A 14,978-nucleotide genomic window follows, 5' to 3' on the forward strand; every position below is an offset into this window, starting at 1 on the left:
GATGGGCGCAGCCCGGTCAAAGGACCGGGTTGCGGCCCCACAATTGGTCGTAGCGCCAGCCCGACAGGTCCTCGACGATCGCGCCGCTCTGCGGGGTGGCGGGCGTCGTGGCGCCGGCGCGCAGCCGTTCGATCTCGTCCATCAGCACGGCATGGGTGGTAGGATCGAGGCGGAAGCGCAGCGATACCCACAGGCCGAAGGCGAGGATGGCGAGCGTGCCGCCGATCATCACCGCGACGATCGCGTGGACGGTGACTGACGACTGGCTGGTCGCGCCGGCGACAAAGCCCGACAGCTGCAAGATCTGCCCGACCGCGATCAGCGCGATCGCCTGCGACATCTTCCGTACGAAGGTCATGACGCCGGCGAACGCGCCCTCGCGGCGGCGGCCGGTGACGATTTCGTCGACGTCTGCCATGAAATTGTAGGTCGCCCAAGGGATGTAGTTGAGGGCGCCGCGGCCGAGTCCTGCAAAGACGACCGGGATCGCGAAGATCCAGCCGCTCGCGCCATGGCCGCTCCACCACAGCCCCAGGAAGATCAGCACGCCGATCGCGAAGCTGACGCCCGCGATACGATAGGCGAGCGCGGGCGACGCCCGCAGCGCGAAATTGATCGCAAGCAGGACCGCTACCGTCTGGACCGCATAGGTCAGGCCGGCGAGGTTCGACACCGCCAGCGTCGTGCCGCCCAATGCGAAGACGACGAAATAGGCGAAGGCGGCATTGAAGATATCCTGGCTGATATAGCCGCCGAGATACATGCCGAGGTGCAGGCGGAAGGCGCGGATGCGCAGTGTCGAGAACAGGTTGCGATAGAGATCGCGGATCGCGGCGGTCGGCGTCATCCGCTCGCGCGCCAGTGCCGCCGTTTCCGCCGAACGCGGGCGTTCCCAGCTGAACAGGTACAGCAGCGTCGCGGCGCCCATGAACAGCACCGCGAACAGAATGCCCATATAGAGGTAGGTGTCGGGCGAATCCTTGCCCAGATGCTCGATCAGCCGGCCGGGCAGGATCGCGGCGAGGATCGCGGAAATCTGGCCGCACATAATCCGCCAGCCGGCGAATTTCGCCTTGCTGCGGTAATCGCTCGCCATTTCGGCGGCGAGTGTTTCGTAGGGGATGATCTCGAGCGCATAGACCAGCTCGAACAGGACGTAAGTGACGAGATAATACCAGAAGGTCTGGCCCGACACCCACATGATCGCGAACGAGGGTAGGAGCGGGATGGCGGCGAGGATGAACGCCCGCCGTCGCCCGAACCTGCGCCCCGCCCAGGTGTCGCCGAACCGATCGGAGATATAGCCGATGGTCGGGCTCGCCACCGCGTCGAGGACGCGGGCGATGCCGAAGATCAGCGTCGCTTGCGCCGCCGACAGGCCGCAAAAGGTGGTGTAGAAGAACAGCACCCAGGTGCTGATGACCGCCATCGACCCGGCGCCGAGGATGTCGTTCGATCCATAGGCGGCGAAATTATACCAGCGGACCGGACGGGCGGGGGCGATGGCGGTCTGGGTCATCAAATGTACGTCCGCAGGAATTCGCCGAGCGCACAGATCGCCAGGCTCTGGCCATAGGGCATCGAGGTGAGGGCGATGTCTTTGTAGAATTGCATCGAGTCGCCCATCGCGGTGCCGAAGCTGACCTGCTTCAGCTCGCCGGTCTCGTCGATATTCGCCAGCACCGCGCGGATCGCCTTGATCCCGACCGCTTCGTAGTGACGCGGCAGATAGCCCTTCCGCACGGCCTTCAGGATGCCATAGGCGAAACCGGCCGTCGCCGACGCCTCCAGATAGCTGGTCGGATCGATGATCAGCGTGTGCCACAGGCCGCTGTCGTCCTGATGTTCGGCGAGCGTCTTCACCTGTGCCGCCAGCGTGTCGATCAGGAAGGTGCGGAAGGCGTCGCCCGGCGGAAGATCGAGCATCTCGATGATCTCGGGGATCGCGATCGTCACCCAGCAATTGCCGCGCGCCCACAAGGCACCCGCAAAATTGTGGCGGCCGTCGAAGGTCCAGCCGTGATACCAGAGCCCGGTCTGGCGATCGAACAGGTACTTGATGTGGATCAGGAACTGGCGCTTGGCTTCCTCGATATAGTGCGGGCGACCCAGGATCTGGCCGATGCGCGCGAGCGGCAGTACGCTCATCATCAGTGTGTCGTCCCACATCTCCTGCGGGTTCTCGTCGTTGAAGACGATATGCTGGAAGCCGCCTTCTTCGGTCTTGGGCAGGCCGTCATCCGCCATCAGCCATTCGGCCCAGATGTCGAGATAGGGGAGGTAGGTCTGGTCGCCGGTCTGCTCGTACAGGTTGGCGAGCGTCAGAAAGGGCGACATGGTGTTGATGTTCTTGGTCGGCGTGCCCGCGGCGAAGCGATCCTCGAACCATTTCAGCATCACGTCCCAGGCGGCCTGATCGCCGGTCTGCTCCCAATAGCGGTACAGGCCGAACAGGCCGATGCCGTGGGTCCATTCCCAGTCGTTCCACCCCTTGGTGTCGATGACGCGACCGTCCTCCAGGCGGAGCAGGAACTCGCCGGTCTCGTCCTTGATGTTGACGAGGTTGTCGATCAGCTTGGCAATCTGCGCCGTCACCTCGGCGCGGGGAATGTCGTGATTGAGGGCTGCCACGGGAAAGGGTCTCCGTAAGGATCAGGGGGTTGGATAGAGGTCGCGATAGGCGGGGGCAGCCACGTCAGTGACCGCGACGCCGCCGCGCGCATGATGGAGGGTGACGAGCCGGACAGGCTCGATCGCGTTGCCGGGCGCGCCGTCGCTGGTGACGGCGAGCGCCAGCGTGTTGCGGCCACGATGGCGTAGGATGCCGTCCGGGATCGGGAAGACGCGTTGCGGGCCGACATTAGCGACGAACTGCCCCATGTTCCAGCCGTTGACGAAGATCAGCACGCGGTAGCGGCCGGGCGAGCGCGGCGTCGTGGGATCGCCGATCTGGACGCCGATCGTTGCGTCATCGCCCTTGGGCACGGACAGATCGAAGGCGGTGCGATACCAGCTGGTGCCGGTGTAGGGTTTGGCGTCGGCCAGCTTGAGTGACGGCCATGCGCTGTCCGGGAAGCCCGGCAGGGTCCAGCCCATGCGTTCGCCGTACAGGCCGCCGTTGTTGCTGGGGCCGCGGGCGACATCCTTCAGGTCTTCGCCCCCCACGCGACCCTGGATCTTCCATGCGATCGGCACGGCGAAGCTGTCGCCGCCCGGCCGCGCGAGCGAGACGGAGATCAGCCCGCGCGGTTCCTTGTGCGCATCGTCGACGTCGAGGTCCCAGTTGTGGCCGTTCACCCGCACCATCGCGGCCAGCACATGCTCGCCGGGGGCCTGTGCCTGTGGGGGCAAAGCGAATTCCGCGACGCCGGTGGTGATCGGCCGGGGCAGGCCGCCCGCAAGTTCATGCTGGCCGACCAGCTTTCCGTCGAGGAACAGCTGGAGCATGCCGGCCCCGCCCGCTCCGTAATGGACGGTCACAGTCTGCGCGTCCGCAGAGCCGGTGAAGCGTCCGCGATACCAGACGTCGCCGTCGTGGAAGCCATAGGAGTCCGCGCCGAGATTGGGCTGCCCGGTCGGCGGGCGGATGGTCGCGACGTTGCGTGCCGAGCCTGCGGTGGCCCAGGCGGAATCGTCGAAGTCGCGGCGGGCTTCCGGTGAACCCTCGGCATAGCGCCAGGTCGCCGCGGTCAGGTCCGGCAGCGCAAGCGGCTGCGGTGCGGGCAGGGGGCGTCTGGCGATCAGGCTGCCGCTGACCGAGTGGGTGACGGGCACCGCCTGTCCGTTCCAGCGGACCGAGCGGATGGGCCCCCAGACCTCCAGCGGTGCGGCCGTCTCGGTATCCCCTGTCAGGTCGAGCGTCGCGCCTCGCACGGTGGCATGGCGGACGAGTGCGGGGCCGCGTTCCAGCAGGCCGTCCTGTCGAAAGAAGCTCTGTCCCGCCGCAACGTCGCCGATCAGCAGCAGCAGCGGCGCACGCCCGCCGCCCTCGATCCGCACGCGAGCGAGGCCGTTGTGCGTGTAGGTCAGGCGCAGGTCGCCCTTGGCGGCATCGAAGGCACTGGAAACCTGCCCGTCGATCACCGTGACCTTGGGCGCGCTCGTATAGCGCAGCACGGTTTCGCCGGGTTCGCCCGCGCGACCGTAGAACAGTGCGATGTCCTCCGCACCGTGACGGATCGTCGTCTGCAATTCGGACGACGAATAGACCAGCCGCTGCCGTTCGAGATTGACGCCTGCGACCAGCAGCTTGGCGTCGCGGCCGTGCAGTTCGCTCGCGAAGCTGTAGCGGCCATCGGGCAGGTCGGCGGTGATGGTGAAGCGCGCGTCGCCGGTCGCGTTGGACGGCTTGGGCGCGACGAACAGCAGGCGCGCGTCGCTGTCGGGATTGCGGTCGTGATAGACCTGCACCGCCTCGCTGCCCGTCACTGTGACCGGCGGGGCCTTCTCCAGCCGGGCGAGGTCGGGCACAGCAGCCAAGAACTGGCCGATCTGCTTCAGCTCCAGCGCCTTGGGCCGCAGATTGCGCGCCTCGTCGATCGCCGATCCGTAATCGTAGGAGGTATAGACCACCGGCGCGGGCAGCCATCCCCAGCTGGTGCCGCCATAGCCCATATAGATGCTCTGGATCGCGATGCCGTTGGCGATGTTGGTGCCGTAGAAGACGCGCTGGTATCCGCTGCCGCGCTGGATCGCGTTGCACGGATACATGCCGTTCGACCCCCAATAGTCGAACCAGCCGCCGCCGAACTCGGCGATGAAGCCGGGGGTCTTGGGCGAGGCGCTGGCGCCGCCCTTCGCGCCGCCAGGGCCATAGAGACCCCAGTCGGGGGCGGGCGCGCCCTTGGTCGGCTTGTTGTCGACGCCGCACACGCCGCCGGGATAGCCGTCGAACGCGTAGAGCTCCTGTGGCCCCGGCACGGTCAGCGGCACGTTGGAGCTCTTGGGCACCCAATAGCCGTTGCGGCCCTGGTCGTTGTGGAACATCGGCACGGTGATGCCGTCGGCGCGGGCCTTGTCGTACAGATGCTGCATGTAGCGGCTCTGCGCGGGCGTGGTCAGCGCCAGTTCGTTCTCGATCTGGTGCAGGATGACGCTGCCGCCGCGCTCCAGTTGGTGGCGTGCGATGATCGGGTTGATCCGATCGAGCCATTCGTCGACCGCCGCGAGATATTCGGAATCGTCGGTGCGCGCCTTGCCCGGCTGATTGACGAGCCAGCCCGGAAAGCCACCGCGCGACAGCTCGGCATTCACATAGGGCCCGGCGCGGGTGATGACGTAGAGTCCCTCCTCCTGCGCCATGGACAGCAGCCGGTCGATATCGCGAATGCCGCTGAAATCGTAGACGCCCTTTTTCGGGCTGTGGAATCCCCAATCGATATAGATGGCGACCGTGTTGAACCCGCTCACCTTCATCTTCTGCAATATGTCGCGCCACAGATCGGGCGAGGGCAGGCGGAAGGGGTGGAATTCGCTCGACCAGATCAGCGTCGGCTTGCCGTCGATGCGTAGCGAGCGGCTGTCGAAGGTGACGCGCGGTACCTCGGTCGCGGGCGCGGCCTGCGGCGCAGCGGCACCGGCCAGTAGCAGGGCGGCGGTGAGGCTCATGCGAAGTGGAACATCGGCGTCAGCGGTGCCTCGACCGGACGGTTGCCCGGCTGCACCTCCATCAGGTCGGCCATATAGTCCCACCAGCGCTGCATCACCGGCTTAGCAGGCAGGGCGTCGCGCTTGTCGTCGGGGTGGAGGCGCAGGACGGCGAACAGCGCGTTCGTCTCTTCATCGAGGAAGATCGAATAATCGTAGATTCCCGCCTCGCGCAGCGCCTCGGCAAGGTCGGGCCAGAGTGCGTCGTGGCGGCGGCGATATTCCTCCGCCATGCCGGGCTTCAGCATCATGCGGAATGCGATCGGCTGGCTCATGCGTCGTCTCCGGGAATGTTGAGGCCGTGGCGGTGCGCGAAGGTCGCGAAGCGCGCGAGCCACGGGTGGGGCTTGCCGTCGGGGCCGACCAGGCGAGGGCCGTGGCCGCCGGTTTCGACGATGTGGAGTTCGGCCGGGCGGGGGAGGGCATGAACCGCCTGGAACATCGCGATGCTGTTGGCGACCGGTACGACGGGATCGTCGGCGGCATGGCCGAGGAAGGTCGGCGGCATGTCGACGAACAGGTTCAGCTCGGCGGAGTAGCGTGCGGCGGTCGCTGCGTCGGGGGCTTTGCCGAGCAGTTCGCGCTTCGACTGAGCGTGGGCGAAGCTTTCGGTCATCGTGATGACCGGGAAGAACAGGCCGACGGTCTTGATCGTCGTTGGCTGGCTGTCCGCCGCGTCTACAGGCGCATAGGTCTTGAGTGCCGACTGCGATGCGAGGCGCGCAGCGAGATGCCCGCCCGCCGAAAAGCCCATCGCAGCGATATTGGTCGGATCGATGCCCCATTCCCGTGCGCGCGAACGGATCACCCGCAGCGCGCGCTGGGCGTCCTGCAAGGGCGCATCGGGGCCAGCCGCCCAATTGTCGTGGGGCAGGCGGTAGAGCAGGTCGAACGCTGTGACGCCCTGCATCGCAAGCCAGCGTGCCACGGCGGACGGCTCGCGCCCCACCGCGACGCGGGCATAGCCGCCGCCGGGGATCAGCAGCACCGCCGCGCCGGTCGGCTTCGTCGCGGGGCAGACGGTCAGCATCGGCGTCGCGACATGCGGCCAGGCAATATTGTCGGCCGGGCCCTCGGGTGCGCGCAGTACGAATGCGTCGGCGACCGGCGGCGTCGGCATGCCCGGCGGCGTCGCGGGCCAGATCGGGAAGCGGCTGACGGCGGGGGCGGCGAGCGCCACGCGCGGCGTCGCGGCGAGCGACAGGCCGGCGGCGATCAGGGTGCGGCGGTCCAATGGCATGTCAGTTTCCTGCCGGGCGTTGCGTGCTGTGCGCGCCGCTGGCGGCGAGGCGGAAGGCTTTGGGCGCAGGCGGCTGGGTGGGGTCGAGCGGGGTCAGGTCGCGGCGCACCAGGCGGGCGAGCGCGGGCACCTGTCGCCGCGCGGCATCGGCGACGATATGCGCGAGCACCCAGGCGCCATAATTGTCGTGATGCGTCGCGTCGCGACCGTCGTCGTTGAACGCGAGCGGCGCGCGCGTCCGCCCCAGCGCCTCGTAGACACGGATCGAGGCGGCGTTGAGGTCGATGACCGGCGTCTGCGTTTCCCCACCGACGGCGCGAACCGCGGCGGCATAATCGGCGAGCGTCGGGCGGATATGGCCGTCGGCGGTCCACATCCGCCGCTCGGGTGAGGTGACGAGCACCGGGGTGACGCCGCGCCGGCGCAGCTCGGCAATATAGGTGCGCAGATAGTCGCGATAGGTCGTCGCCGCATCGGCATAGGTCTGCGGCCACTGCGCCTTCTGGTCGTTGTGGCCGAACTGGATCATCGCGATGTCGCCGGGTTTCGCGCTCGCCAGCACCTTGTCGAGCCGCAGCTCGGTCAAGAAGGATTTCAGCGTCTCGCCCGACTCCGCATGGTTGGCGACGGCGATCTCGGGCGCCAGGAACGCGGGGAGCATCTGGCCCCAGCTCGCCGCGGGCTCCGCGGGCTGATCGGTGACGGTGGAATCGCCAAGCAGGAACAGCGTCGGCACGTCGACGGGCGCGATCGATACGGTGCGCAGGCCGGGCGCGTGGCCCAGCACCTCGATCGTCAGCCGGTCATCCCAATTGAGCGCGCCGAGCTCGCGGGGCTTCAGGCGCACCGCACTGCCGCCGGGCGCGTTGGCGGGCGGCGGTGCCAGCTGGGGGTTGCGGACGTTCACGATGAACCGCCGCGTGACGATTTCGCCGGGACGCGTGCGGACCGCGTCGAGCATCAGGCGGCGGTTCTCCGCCTTGATCGTCGTATCGGTCGCGCGGGCGGGATCGCCCAGCGTGACCGTCACCGCATAATTGCCCGGTGCCGCCGCAATCGAGAAGAGATGGGGATCGGCCTCATAGCCGAACCCGTCGGCATAGGCCCGGCCGGGCGCGACACGGATCGCGGCGGGATCGCGGGTCGTGCCGACTAAGACATAGGTGCGCGCAGGCATGGCGGCGGGCGCAACCACCGCCACCGCAGCCGCCAAGGCGGTCAGAGCGTACACGACGGGCCGCCCGCGGGCGTATCGCGGCGCAGGGCCGGACGGTCCTTCAGGATATGGCCCGCGATCGGCAGGCCGGTCGCGGCGAGACCGCCCGCGACCAGATCGGCGATGCGGCGCGCGCCCAGCTCGCTGAAGTGCGTGTCGTCGTCGACTGCGTCCTTATAGCCGGGCAGCCCCTCACCCTTGGCGTAATGGAGGTAATAGCGTTTCGACCCGTCCGGCCCCAGCGCGTCGATCCAGCGTTCGGACAGCGCGGCAAGGTCGATCAGCGGCACTTTGGTTTCGTCCGCGACGCGTTTGGCGGCGGCGGAATAGGCGGGGAAGCTCGGGACGACATGGCCGTCCTTGAAGGCGCGGCGCGTCACCGGGGTGATCAGCACCGGCTGCGCATGCGCCATGCGCGCGACCGCGATGAAATGCTTCAGGTTCGCTTCGTAATCGGGAATCGGCGTGTAGCGTTCGGGCTTGGCCTGGTTTGCGTCGTTATGGCCGAACTGGATCAGCAGCGTGTCGCCCGGCTTCAGCGTCCGCGCGATCGCGTCGAGCCGTCCTTCCGCCATGAAGCTCTTGGTGCTGCGACCCGCCTGGGCGCGATCGTCGATCGTCACCTCGGGCCCGACCGCGCAGCGCAATAGGCTGCCCCAGCCCGACAGCGGATATTGCTGCGCAGTGTAATCCTTGGCGGTCGAATCGCCGGCGATGACGATACGCATCGGGCTTGCCTGATCCTGCGCCGCGGCGCTGGCCGCCAGCGGCAGCAGGATCGCGGCGATCCCGAGCAGTGGCTTCACCGTCGCCATATGCACCCATCCTCCTGTCACCCACGGCTCTTGTCGGCCGTGATGCAGGGTATGGAAGACTATCCCATATAGTGCAAGCGGTGATTGGTATTTGAGAAGGGTCAGCCCTGTGCCGGGTCGCGCCAGCCGAGGTCGCGACTGATCGCATGCGCGGTGCCGAGCACCTCGTCGGTCAGCGTCGTCATGCGATCGTCGGACATATATTGCGCGGCGCTCGACACGCTGATCGCGGCAACGATGCGGCCGCTGGCATCGCGGATCGGGGCGGCGACGCAGCGGATCTGGTCTTCGTTTTCCTCAAGGTCGAACGCGCAGCCGCGACCGACATAGCCCCGCATGCGCGACAGCCACAGGTCGTAATCGGCCGTGTTATGATCGGCCTCGAAATGCGGCTGCCACTGCCGCTCGGGATCGTCGAGCATCAGCGCCTTGCCGAGGCCGGTCGACGTCATCGGCTGGCGGTCGCCGACGCGGCTGCTGATCTCGACGCGGCGGCGGCCGGGGATCTTGTCGAGATACAGGGCGCGGTCATGGTCGCGGACGCCGAGATGCACCGTATCCTCCGACGCGGCCGCGAGTGCCTCGATATGGTCGCGCGCGATCTGGACGACGTCGGCCTGCTGCTGCGCGAGGAAGCCCAGTTCGAGCAGCTTCGGCCCCAGGCGATAGCCCTGGCGCGGCGTGAAGGTGAGGAAGCGGCGGTCGATCAATGCGCTGGCGAGGCGGTGCGTCGTGCTGCGCGTCAGGCCGAGCCGGCTGGCGAGTTCGGCGAGCGCGATCGGGCGATCGGCGACCGCATCGATCAGGTCGAGCCCCCGCAACAGCGTCTGGCTGCCGGAGGGAGCCTTTGCCTCGCTGGGATCGGCTGTTGCGGCCTTGGCGGCGGAAGCGGGCATGGTCGAGCTCTCCTGCGACGCGAGCGACCTGCGTCCTCGTGCCATAATATGGGACTATTTGCCCGGCGCATGGGGCGCTGTCGAGCGATAAAACGCCGGGTCTGTCGCCAATCAGCGGCCAAAACGGACGGCGTGCGGACCATGCGCCTGCGCACGTCGCCGGATCCGCGGTGCGAACTCGGCGACGTGCACAGGCGGCGTGATGGTGGGGTAGGGTTGCGCCTATTGCAGGTTCACGAAGGCGCCGCCATCGACCAGCAACGCCGCGCCGGTGACGTAGCGCGCCAGGTCGGACGCGAGGAAAACGGCGGGCCCCGCCATATCCTCCGGCACGCCCAGCCGACCAAGCGGCACGCGCCCTTCCATATATGTGCGCTTCTCCTCGTCGGCGAGGTCGTCCTTGTTGATCTCGGTCAGGATGGTGCCGGGCAGCAGCGAATTGCAGCGGATATTGTGCCGGCCCAGCGCGATGGCGGCGGACTGCATCAGCGAATGGAGCCCCGCCTTGGTCGGGGTGTAATGCGTCTGGAATTCGCCCCCGACGAGCGCCGAAATGGAGGAGACGGCGATGATCGACCCGCCATGGCCTTGATCGACCATCTGCCGCGCCGCCGCCTGGCACATATAATAGCCGCCGTGCAGGTTGACGCGCATCGTGCGTTCGAACGTCTCGACCGGCATGTCGAGGAAGCTGTGGAACGGGCAGATGCCGGCGTTCGACACCATCACGTCGACCTTGCCGAACGCCTGCACCGCCTGCGCAATGAAGTCGGTCGCGGTGGCAGGGTCGGCGACGTCGCCCTGGATCGCAAGCCCACGCTGGCCGGCGGCTTCGATCCCCGCGATGCATTGCGCCGCGCCGTCCGTGTCGCGCGCGAAGTTGATCGCGACGTCCGCGCCATGCTGCGCTGCGCCGATGGCGATGGCGCGGCCGATGCCGGTGGAGGCGCCGGTGACGACCACCGTCTTGCCTTCGAGCAGTTTCATCGCATTCCTCTCTGTCGATCCATTGTGCTGTAGTCCCGGTGCCATTTCAGCCAAAGAGCCGATTGACGCCCGGAGTCTCACTAGCTAGTATCCTATCCCATAAAGTGAGAAAGTAAACCGGGCAGAGGGGCTTGCCGTGGCGTTGTCGAAGATCAAGCATGTCCGCGCCTTTGTCGCGCGCGGGGCGGGGGCCGATTATCACGATCAGGGCGCGGGCCACTGGATCGACGATCACATCGCCACGCCGATGAGCCGCTATCCCGAATATCGCCAGTCGCGGCAGAGCTTCGGCATCAATGTGCTGGGCACTTTGGTGGTCGAAATCGAGGCGGAAGACGGCACGATCGGCTTCGCAGTGACGACGGGGGGCGAGCCCGCCGCCTATATCGTCGAAAAGCATCTTGCCCGCTTCCTCGAAGGCCGCAGCCCGCACGAGGTCGAGAAGATCTGGGACCAGATGTATTTCTCGACCCAATATTATGGCCGCAAGGGGCTGGTGGTGAACGCGATCTCCGGCGTCGACCTGGCGCTATGGGATTTGCTCGGCAAGCTGCGCGGTGAGCCGGTCTATCACATGCTGGGCGGCGCGGTGCGTGACGAGCTGCAATTCTATGCCACCGGTGCGCGGCCCGATGTCGCCAAGGAACTGGGCTTCATCGGCGGCAAGCTGCCGCTCCATCACGGCCCGGCCGAGGGGCTGGAGGGGATGGAGAAGAACATCGCGCTGCTCGCCGATATGCGTAGCAAATGCGGCGACGATTTCTGGCTGATGTACGACTGCTGGATGGCGCTCGACCTGGATTATGCCACCCGGCTCGCGCACCGGGCCTGGAACGAATGCGGGCTCAAGTGGATCGAGGAGGCGCTCAGCCCCGACGATTACTGGGCCTATGCCGAATTGCGCAAGAAGGCACCGCCGGGGCTGCTCGTCACCACCGGCGAGCATGAGGCGACGCGCTGGGGTTTCCGCATGCTGATCGACATGGGCTGCTGCGACATCATCCAGCCGGACGTGGGCTGGTGCGGCGGCGTGACCGAACTGATCAAGATCGCCAATTACGCCGACAGCCGCGGCGTGATGATGATCCCGCACGGATCATCGGTCTACAGCTATCACTTCGTCATCACCCGGCACAATTCGCCCTTCGCCGAATTCCTGATGATGCACCCCGGCCCGACCGAAGTGGTGCCGATGTTCGCGCCGCAGCTGCTGGGCGAACCGGTGCCGCAGAACGGTCGCATCCGCGCGAGCGCGCTCGACAAGCCCGGCTTCGGCGTCGAGCTGAACGCCGACGTGCCGCTGCACCGCCCCTATACGCACTGAGGATTTGTCCCATGAAGCTCTGTCGTTACGGCACCCGCGGTGCCGAAAAGCCCGGCCTGATCGATACGGATGGCCGCATCCGCGACCTGTCGGGCGTGATCGCCGATGTGACGCCCGCCGAAGTCACGCCCGAGGCGCTGGCGCGTCTCGCCGAAATCGATCCCGCCACCTTGCCGCTGGTCGAGGGTAACCCGCGCTACGGCGTGCCGGTCGCCGGGATCGGCAAGTTCATCGCGATCGGCCTGAACTATGCCGACCACGCCAAGGAGGCGGGTCTGGAACCGCCGCCCGAGCCGATCTTCTTCACCAAGGCGATCTCGTGCCTGACCGGGCCGAACGATCCGGTGATGATCCCCAGGGATTCGCAAAAGACCGACTGGGAAGTCGAGCTGGGCATCGTCATCGGCAAGACCTGCCGCTACGTCGAACAGGCGGATGCACTCGATCATGTCGCCGGTTATGTGCTGGCCAACGACGTGTCGGAGCGCGCGTTCCAGAAGGAACTCGGCAGCCAGTGGGACAAGGGCAAGGGTTGCGACACCTTCGGCCCGGTGGGCCCGTGGCTGGTGACGGCGGACGAGGTCGGCGACTGCCAAAGGCTGGACATGTTCCTCGACGTCAACGGCAAGCGGATGCAGACCGGCAATACGGCGACGATGATCTTCCCGGTCGCCGAATGTATCGCCTATGTCAGTCGCTTCATTACGTTGCATCCCGGCGACCTGCTGATCACCGGCACGCCGCCGGGCGTGGGCGAGGGGCAGAAGCCCGACAAGATTTTCCTTAAGGCGGGCGATACGATGCACCTCGGCATCACCGGCCTTGGCGAACAGCGCCAGACCTGCGTCCCCTTCGCGATGGAGCTGCCCGCGTGACCAGCTACGCAGGCCGCTTCGCCGGCCGCACCGCGATCGTCACCGGCGGCGCGTCGGGTCTCGGCTGCGCGGTCGCCAAGCGGATCGTCGAGGAAGGCGGCCGCGTTGCCTTGTGGGACGTCGATGCCGACCGCCTCGCCGAAACCCAGGCGGCGATCGGCGCGACGCATATCGAGGCGTTCGACGTATCGGACGCCGCCGCCGTCGCCCGCGCAACCGACGCCACCGTTGCGGCATTGGGGAAGGTCGACATCCTCGTCTGCTCGGCGGGGATTACGGGCGCGACCGCATCGGTCGATCAATACCCGATCGACAGCTGGCTGCGCGTCGTCGACATCAACCTGAACGGCCTGTTCTATTGCTGCCGCGCGGTGGTGCCGCATCTCGTCGCCAACGGCTATGGCCGGATCGTCAACGTCGCGTCCGTCGCGGGCAAAGAGGGCAACCCCAACGCCTCGGCCTATTCGGCCACCAAGGCGGGCGTGATCGGCCTCACCAAATCCTTGGGCAAGGAACTGGCGGGCAAGGGCGTCATCGCCAATGCGCTGACCCCGGCGACGTTCGAGAGCCCGATCCTCGCACAGCTGCCGCAAAGCCAGGTCGATTATATGCGCGGCAAGATCCCGATGGGGCGGCTGGGCGAAGTCGCGGAAAGCGCGGCGATGGTCTGCTTCATGGCCAGCGAGGAATGCAGCTTCACCACCGCGTCGACCTTCGACACGTCGGGCGGGCGGACGACCTACTGATGGCGCATGCGGGCGACGATACGGCGATTCCGTTCGTCGACGCGCACATCCATCTGTGGGACCTCGCGCGGCTGCGCTATCCGTGGCTGACCCCGCCCTTCGCCGACGATGGCCCGAACGGATCGGTCGAGCCGATCGCCAGCACCTATCTGCCCGCGGATTACCGGCGCGAGATGGCGCGGTGGAACGTCGTCGGCGCGGTGCATGTCGATGCCGGAGCCGATCCCGCAGATGCGCTCGCCGAGACCGAATGGCTGGAGGGGTTGGCGGAGGCGGATGGGCTGCCGACCGGCATCGTCGCCTTCGCGGCGCTTGACGATCCCGAGGTGGAGACGGTGCTTGCCGCCCATGCACGCCACCCGCGGGTGCGGGGCATCCGCCATATCGTCAACTGGCACGCCGATCCGCAGCGCAGCTATACCCCGCGTGACGTGACGCAGGACGATGCGTGGCAGCGCGGTTTTGCGGCGCTGGCGCGGCATGGCCTGTCGTTCGACCTGCAATGCTATCCGGGGCAGATACCGGCGATGGCGGCGCTTGCCGCACGCCACCCGGAGGTGCCGGTGATCGTCAATCATGCCGGCATGGCGGTGTTGAGCGACGCTGACGGTTACGGTGAATGGCGTCGCGGCCTGACCGCGCTGGCCGCCTGTCCTCAGGTGGCGGTGAAGCTGTCGGGCTTCGGGTTTGCAAGGCGCGACTGGGATGCGGCGTTCGTGCGCGACACGGTGCGCACCGTCATCGACCTGTTCGGCCCGGAGCGGGCGATGGTCGCGAGCGACCTGCCGACCGACCGCCTGTTCGGCAGTCTCGACGCGCAGATGGAGGCGTGCCATGCCGTCGTCATGGATCTGGGCGATAGCGACCGCCGCGCGCTGTTCGCCGGCAACGCCAACCGCATCTACCGGCTGGGGCTCGACCTGCCGCTTACCAAGGACAATCACTGATGTACGACCGGACCTATTACGCGACGCATCCGGACATGATGGAGTGCGTGTCGAACGACGAGCTGCGCGACCGTTATCTGATTCAGGGGCTGTTCCGCGACGGCGAGTGCGTGTTGAACTACACGCATGCCGAGCGGTTCGTGATCGGCGGCGCCGCGGTGGCGAGTGGCAGCGTCAAGCTGCCCGACCAGACCGAGCCGGCGTCGGCGGCGGGCCACCCCTTCCTCGAACGCCGCGAGATGGCGATCGTTAACGTCGGCAAGGTCGACGGCAAAGTCACGGTCGA

The 14,978-nt window shown here is 67.1% G+C and carries 13 protein-coding genes and 1 pseudogene; 5 read left to right on the plus strand and 9 right to left on the minus strand.

Features of this window, described 5'->3' with window-relative positions; genetic code table 11:
* Positions 1–16: 16 nt before the first annotated feature.
* The 9 genes from ACP690_RS10350 to ACP690_RS10390 form a co-directional block, all read right to left on the minus strand.
* Positions 17–1,519 (minus strand): MFS transporter, encoded by a 1,503-nt coding sequence (locus tag ACP690_RS10350; protein WP_426260971.1) that lies wholly within the window; start codon positions 1,517–1,519, stop codon positions 17–19.
* Complete coding sequence (locus tag ACP690_RS10355; RefSeq protein ID WP_426260970.1) at positions 1,519–2,631, minus strand: glycoside hydrolase family 88/105 protein; 1,113 nt, start codon at positions 2,629–2,631, stop codon at positions 1,519–1,521. Before ACP690_RS10355 ends, ACP690_RS10350 begins: the two co-directional genes overlap by 1 nt.
* A gap of 21 nt (positions 2,632–2,652) precedes the next feature.
* Positions 2,653–5,607, minus strand: a complete 2,955-nt coding sequence (locus ACP690_RS10360; RefSeq protein WP_426260969.1) for a beta-galactosidase — start codon at positions 5,605–5,607, stop codon at positions 2,653–2,655.
* On the minus strand, positions 5,604–5,921 hold the full coding sequence (gene rhaM / locus ACP690_RS10365; protein ID WP_426260968.1) for an L-rhamnose mutarotase: 318 nt from the start codon (positions 5,919–5,921) through the stop codon (positions 5,604–5,606). Before rhaM ends, ACP690_RS10360 begins: the two co-directional genes overlap by 4 nt.
* Positions 5,918–6,886 (minus strand): alpha/beta hydrolase, encoded by a 969-nt coding sequence (locus ACP690_RS10370; RefSeq protein ID WP_426260967.1) that lies wholly within the window; start codon positions 6,884–6,886, stop codon positions 5,918–5,920. Before ACP690_RS10370 ends, rhaM begins: the two co-directional genes overlap by 4 nt.
* A gap of 1 nt (position 6,887) precedes the next feature.
* Positions 6,888–8,117: a rhamnogalacturonan acetylesterase gene (locus ACP690_RS10375; protein ID WP_426260966.1), complete on the minus strand. Its 1,230-nt coding sequence runs from the start codon at positions 8,115–8,117 to the stop codon at positions 6,888–6,890.
* Positions 8,105–8,938, minus strand: a complete 834-nt coding sequence (locus tag ACP690_RS10380; protein ID WP_426256599.1) for a rhamnogalacturonan acetylesterase — start codon at positions 8,936–8,938, stop codon at positions 8,105–8,107. Before ACP690_RS10380 ends, ACP690_RS10375 begins: the two co-directional genes overlap by 13 nt.
* A gap of 80 nt (positions 8,939–9,018) precedes the next feature.
* Positions 9,019–9,813: an IclR family transcriptional regulator gene (locus ACP690_RS10385; protein WP_043059125.1), complete on the minus strand. Its 795-nt coding sequence runs from the start codon at positions 9,811–9,813 to the stop codon at positions 9,019–9,021.
* A 222-nt stretch (positions 9,814–10,035) separates the two neighbouring features.
* Positions 10,036–10,800 carry an SDR family NAD(P)-dependent oxidoreductase gene (locus ACP690_RS10390; RefSeq protein ID WP_426260965.1) on the minus strand — a complete coding sequence of 255 codons (765 nt, stop codon included), beginning with the start codon at positions 10,798–10,800 and terminating at the stop codon, positions 10,036–10,038.
* Positions 10,801–10,936: 136 nt separating this feature from the next.
* Between ACP690_RS10390 and rhmD the strand changes: the two genes are divergently transcribed.
* The 5 genes and pseudogenes from rhmD to ACP690_RS10415 form a co-directional block, all read left to right on the plus strand.
* The gene (rhmD, locus tag ACP690_RS10395; RefSeq protein WP_294211025.1) at positions 10,937–12,124 is read left to right on the plus strand and encodes an L-rhamnonate dehydratase; all 1,188 of its coding nucleotides are present in this window, start codon (positions 10,937–10,939) and stop codon (positions 12,122–12,124) included.
* A gap of 11 nt (positions 12,125–12,135) precedes the next feature.
* On the plus strand, positions 12,136–12,999 hold the full coding sequence (locus tag ACP690_RS10400; RefSeq protein WP_426260964.1) for a fumarylacetoacetate hydrolase family protein: 864 nt from the start codon (positions 12,136–12,138) through the stop codon (positions 12,997–12,999).
* Entirely contained in the window at positions 12,996–13,745 is a 750-nt protein-coding gene (locus tag ACP690_RS10405) for an SDR family oxidoreductase (RefSeq protein WP_241892216.1), read from the plus strand. The genes ACP690_RS10400 and ACP690_RS10405 overlap by 4 nt, the downstream gene beginning before the upstream one ends.
* Positions 13,745–14,692 (plus strand): amidohydrolase family protein, encoded by a 948-nt coding sequence (locus ACP690_RS10410; RefSeq protein ID WP_426260963.1) that lies wholly within the window; start codon positions 13,745–13,747, stop codon positions 14,690–14,692. The genes ACP690_RS10405 and ACP690_RS10410 overlap by 1 nt, the downstream gene beginning before the upstream one ends.
* Positions 14,692–14,978, plus strand: a pseudogene (locus ACP690_RS10415) (5-dehydro-4-deoxy-D-glucuronate isomerase); the annotation flags it as partial. The gene ACP690_RS10410 and the pseudogene ACP690_RS10415, both read left to right, overlap by 1 nt.

Source organism: Sphingomonas sp. DC4900, assembly GCF_049896485.1.
Lineage (GTDB): Bacteria > Pseudomonadota > Alphaproteobacteria > Sphingomonadales > Sphingomonadaceae > Sphingomonas > Sphingomonas aquatilis.

Coding starts and splice junctions, on each gene's coding strand:
- ACP690_RS10400 (WP_426260964.1), top strand. CDS start 12,136: ATGAAGCTCTGTCGTTACGGCACCCGCGGTGCCGAAAAGCCCGGCCTG.
- rhaM (WP_426260968.1), bottom strand. CDS start 5,921: ATGAGCCAGCCGATCGCATTCCGCATGATGCTGAAGCCCGGCATGGCG.
- ACP690_RS10390 (WP_426260965.1), bottom strand. CDS start 10,800: ATGAAACTGCTCGAAGGCAAGACGGTGGTCGTCACCGGCGCCTCCACC.
- ACP690_RS10360 (WP_426260969.1), bottom strand. CDS start 5,607: ATGAGCCTCACCGCCGCCCTGCTACTGGCCGGTGCCGCTGCGCCGCAG.
- ACP690_RS10385 (WP_043059125.1), bottom strand. CDS start 9,813: ATGCCCGCTTCCGCCGCCAAGGCCGCAACAGCCGATCCCAGCGAGGCA.
- ACP690_RS10350 (WP_426260971.1), bottom strand. CDS start 1,519: ATGACCCAGACCGCCATCGCCCCCGCCCGTCCGGTCCGCTGGTATAAT.
- ACP690_RS10370 (WP_426260967.1), bottom strand. CDS start 6,886: ATGCCATTGGACCGCCGCACCCTGATCGCCGCCGGCCTGTCGCTCGCC.
- ACP690_RS10410 (WP_426260963.1), top strand. CDS start 13,745: ATGGCGCATGCGGGCGACGATACGGCGATTCCGTTCGTCGACGCGCAC.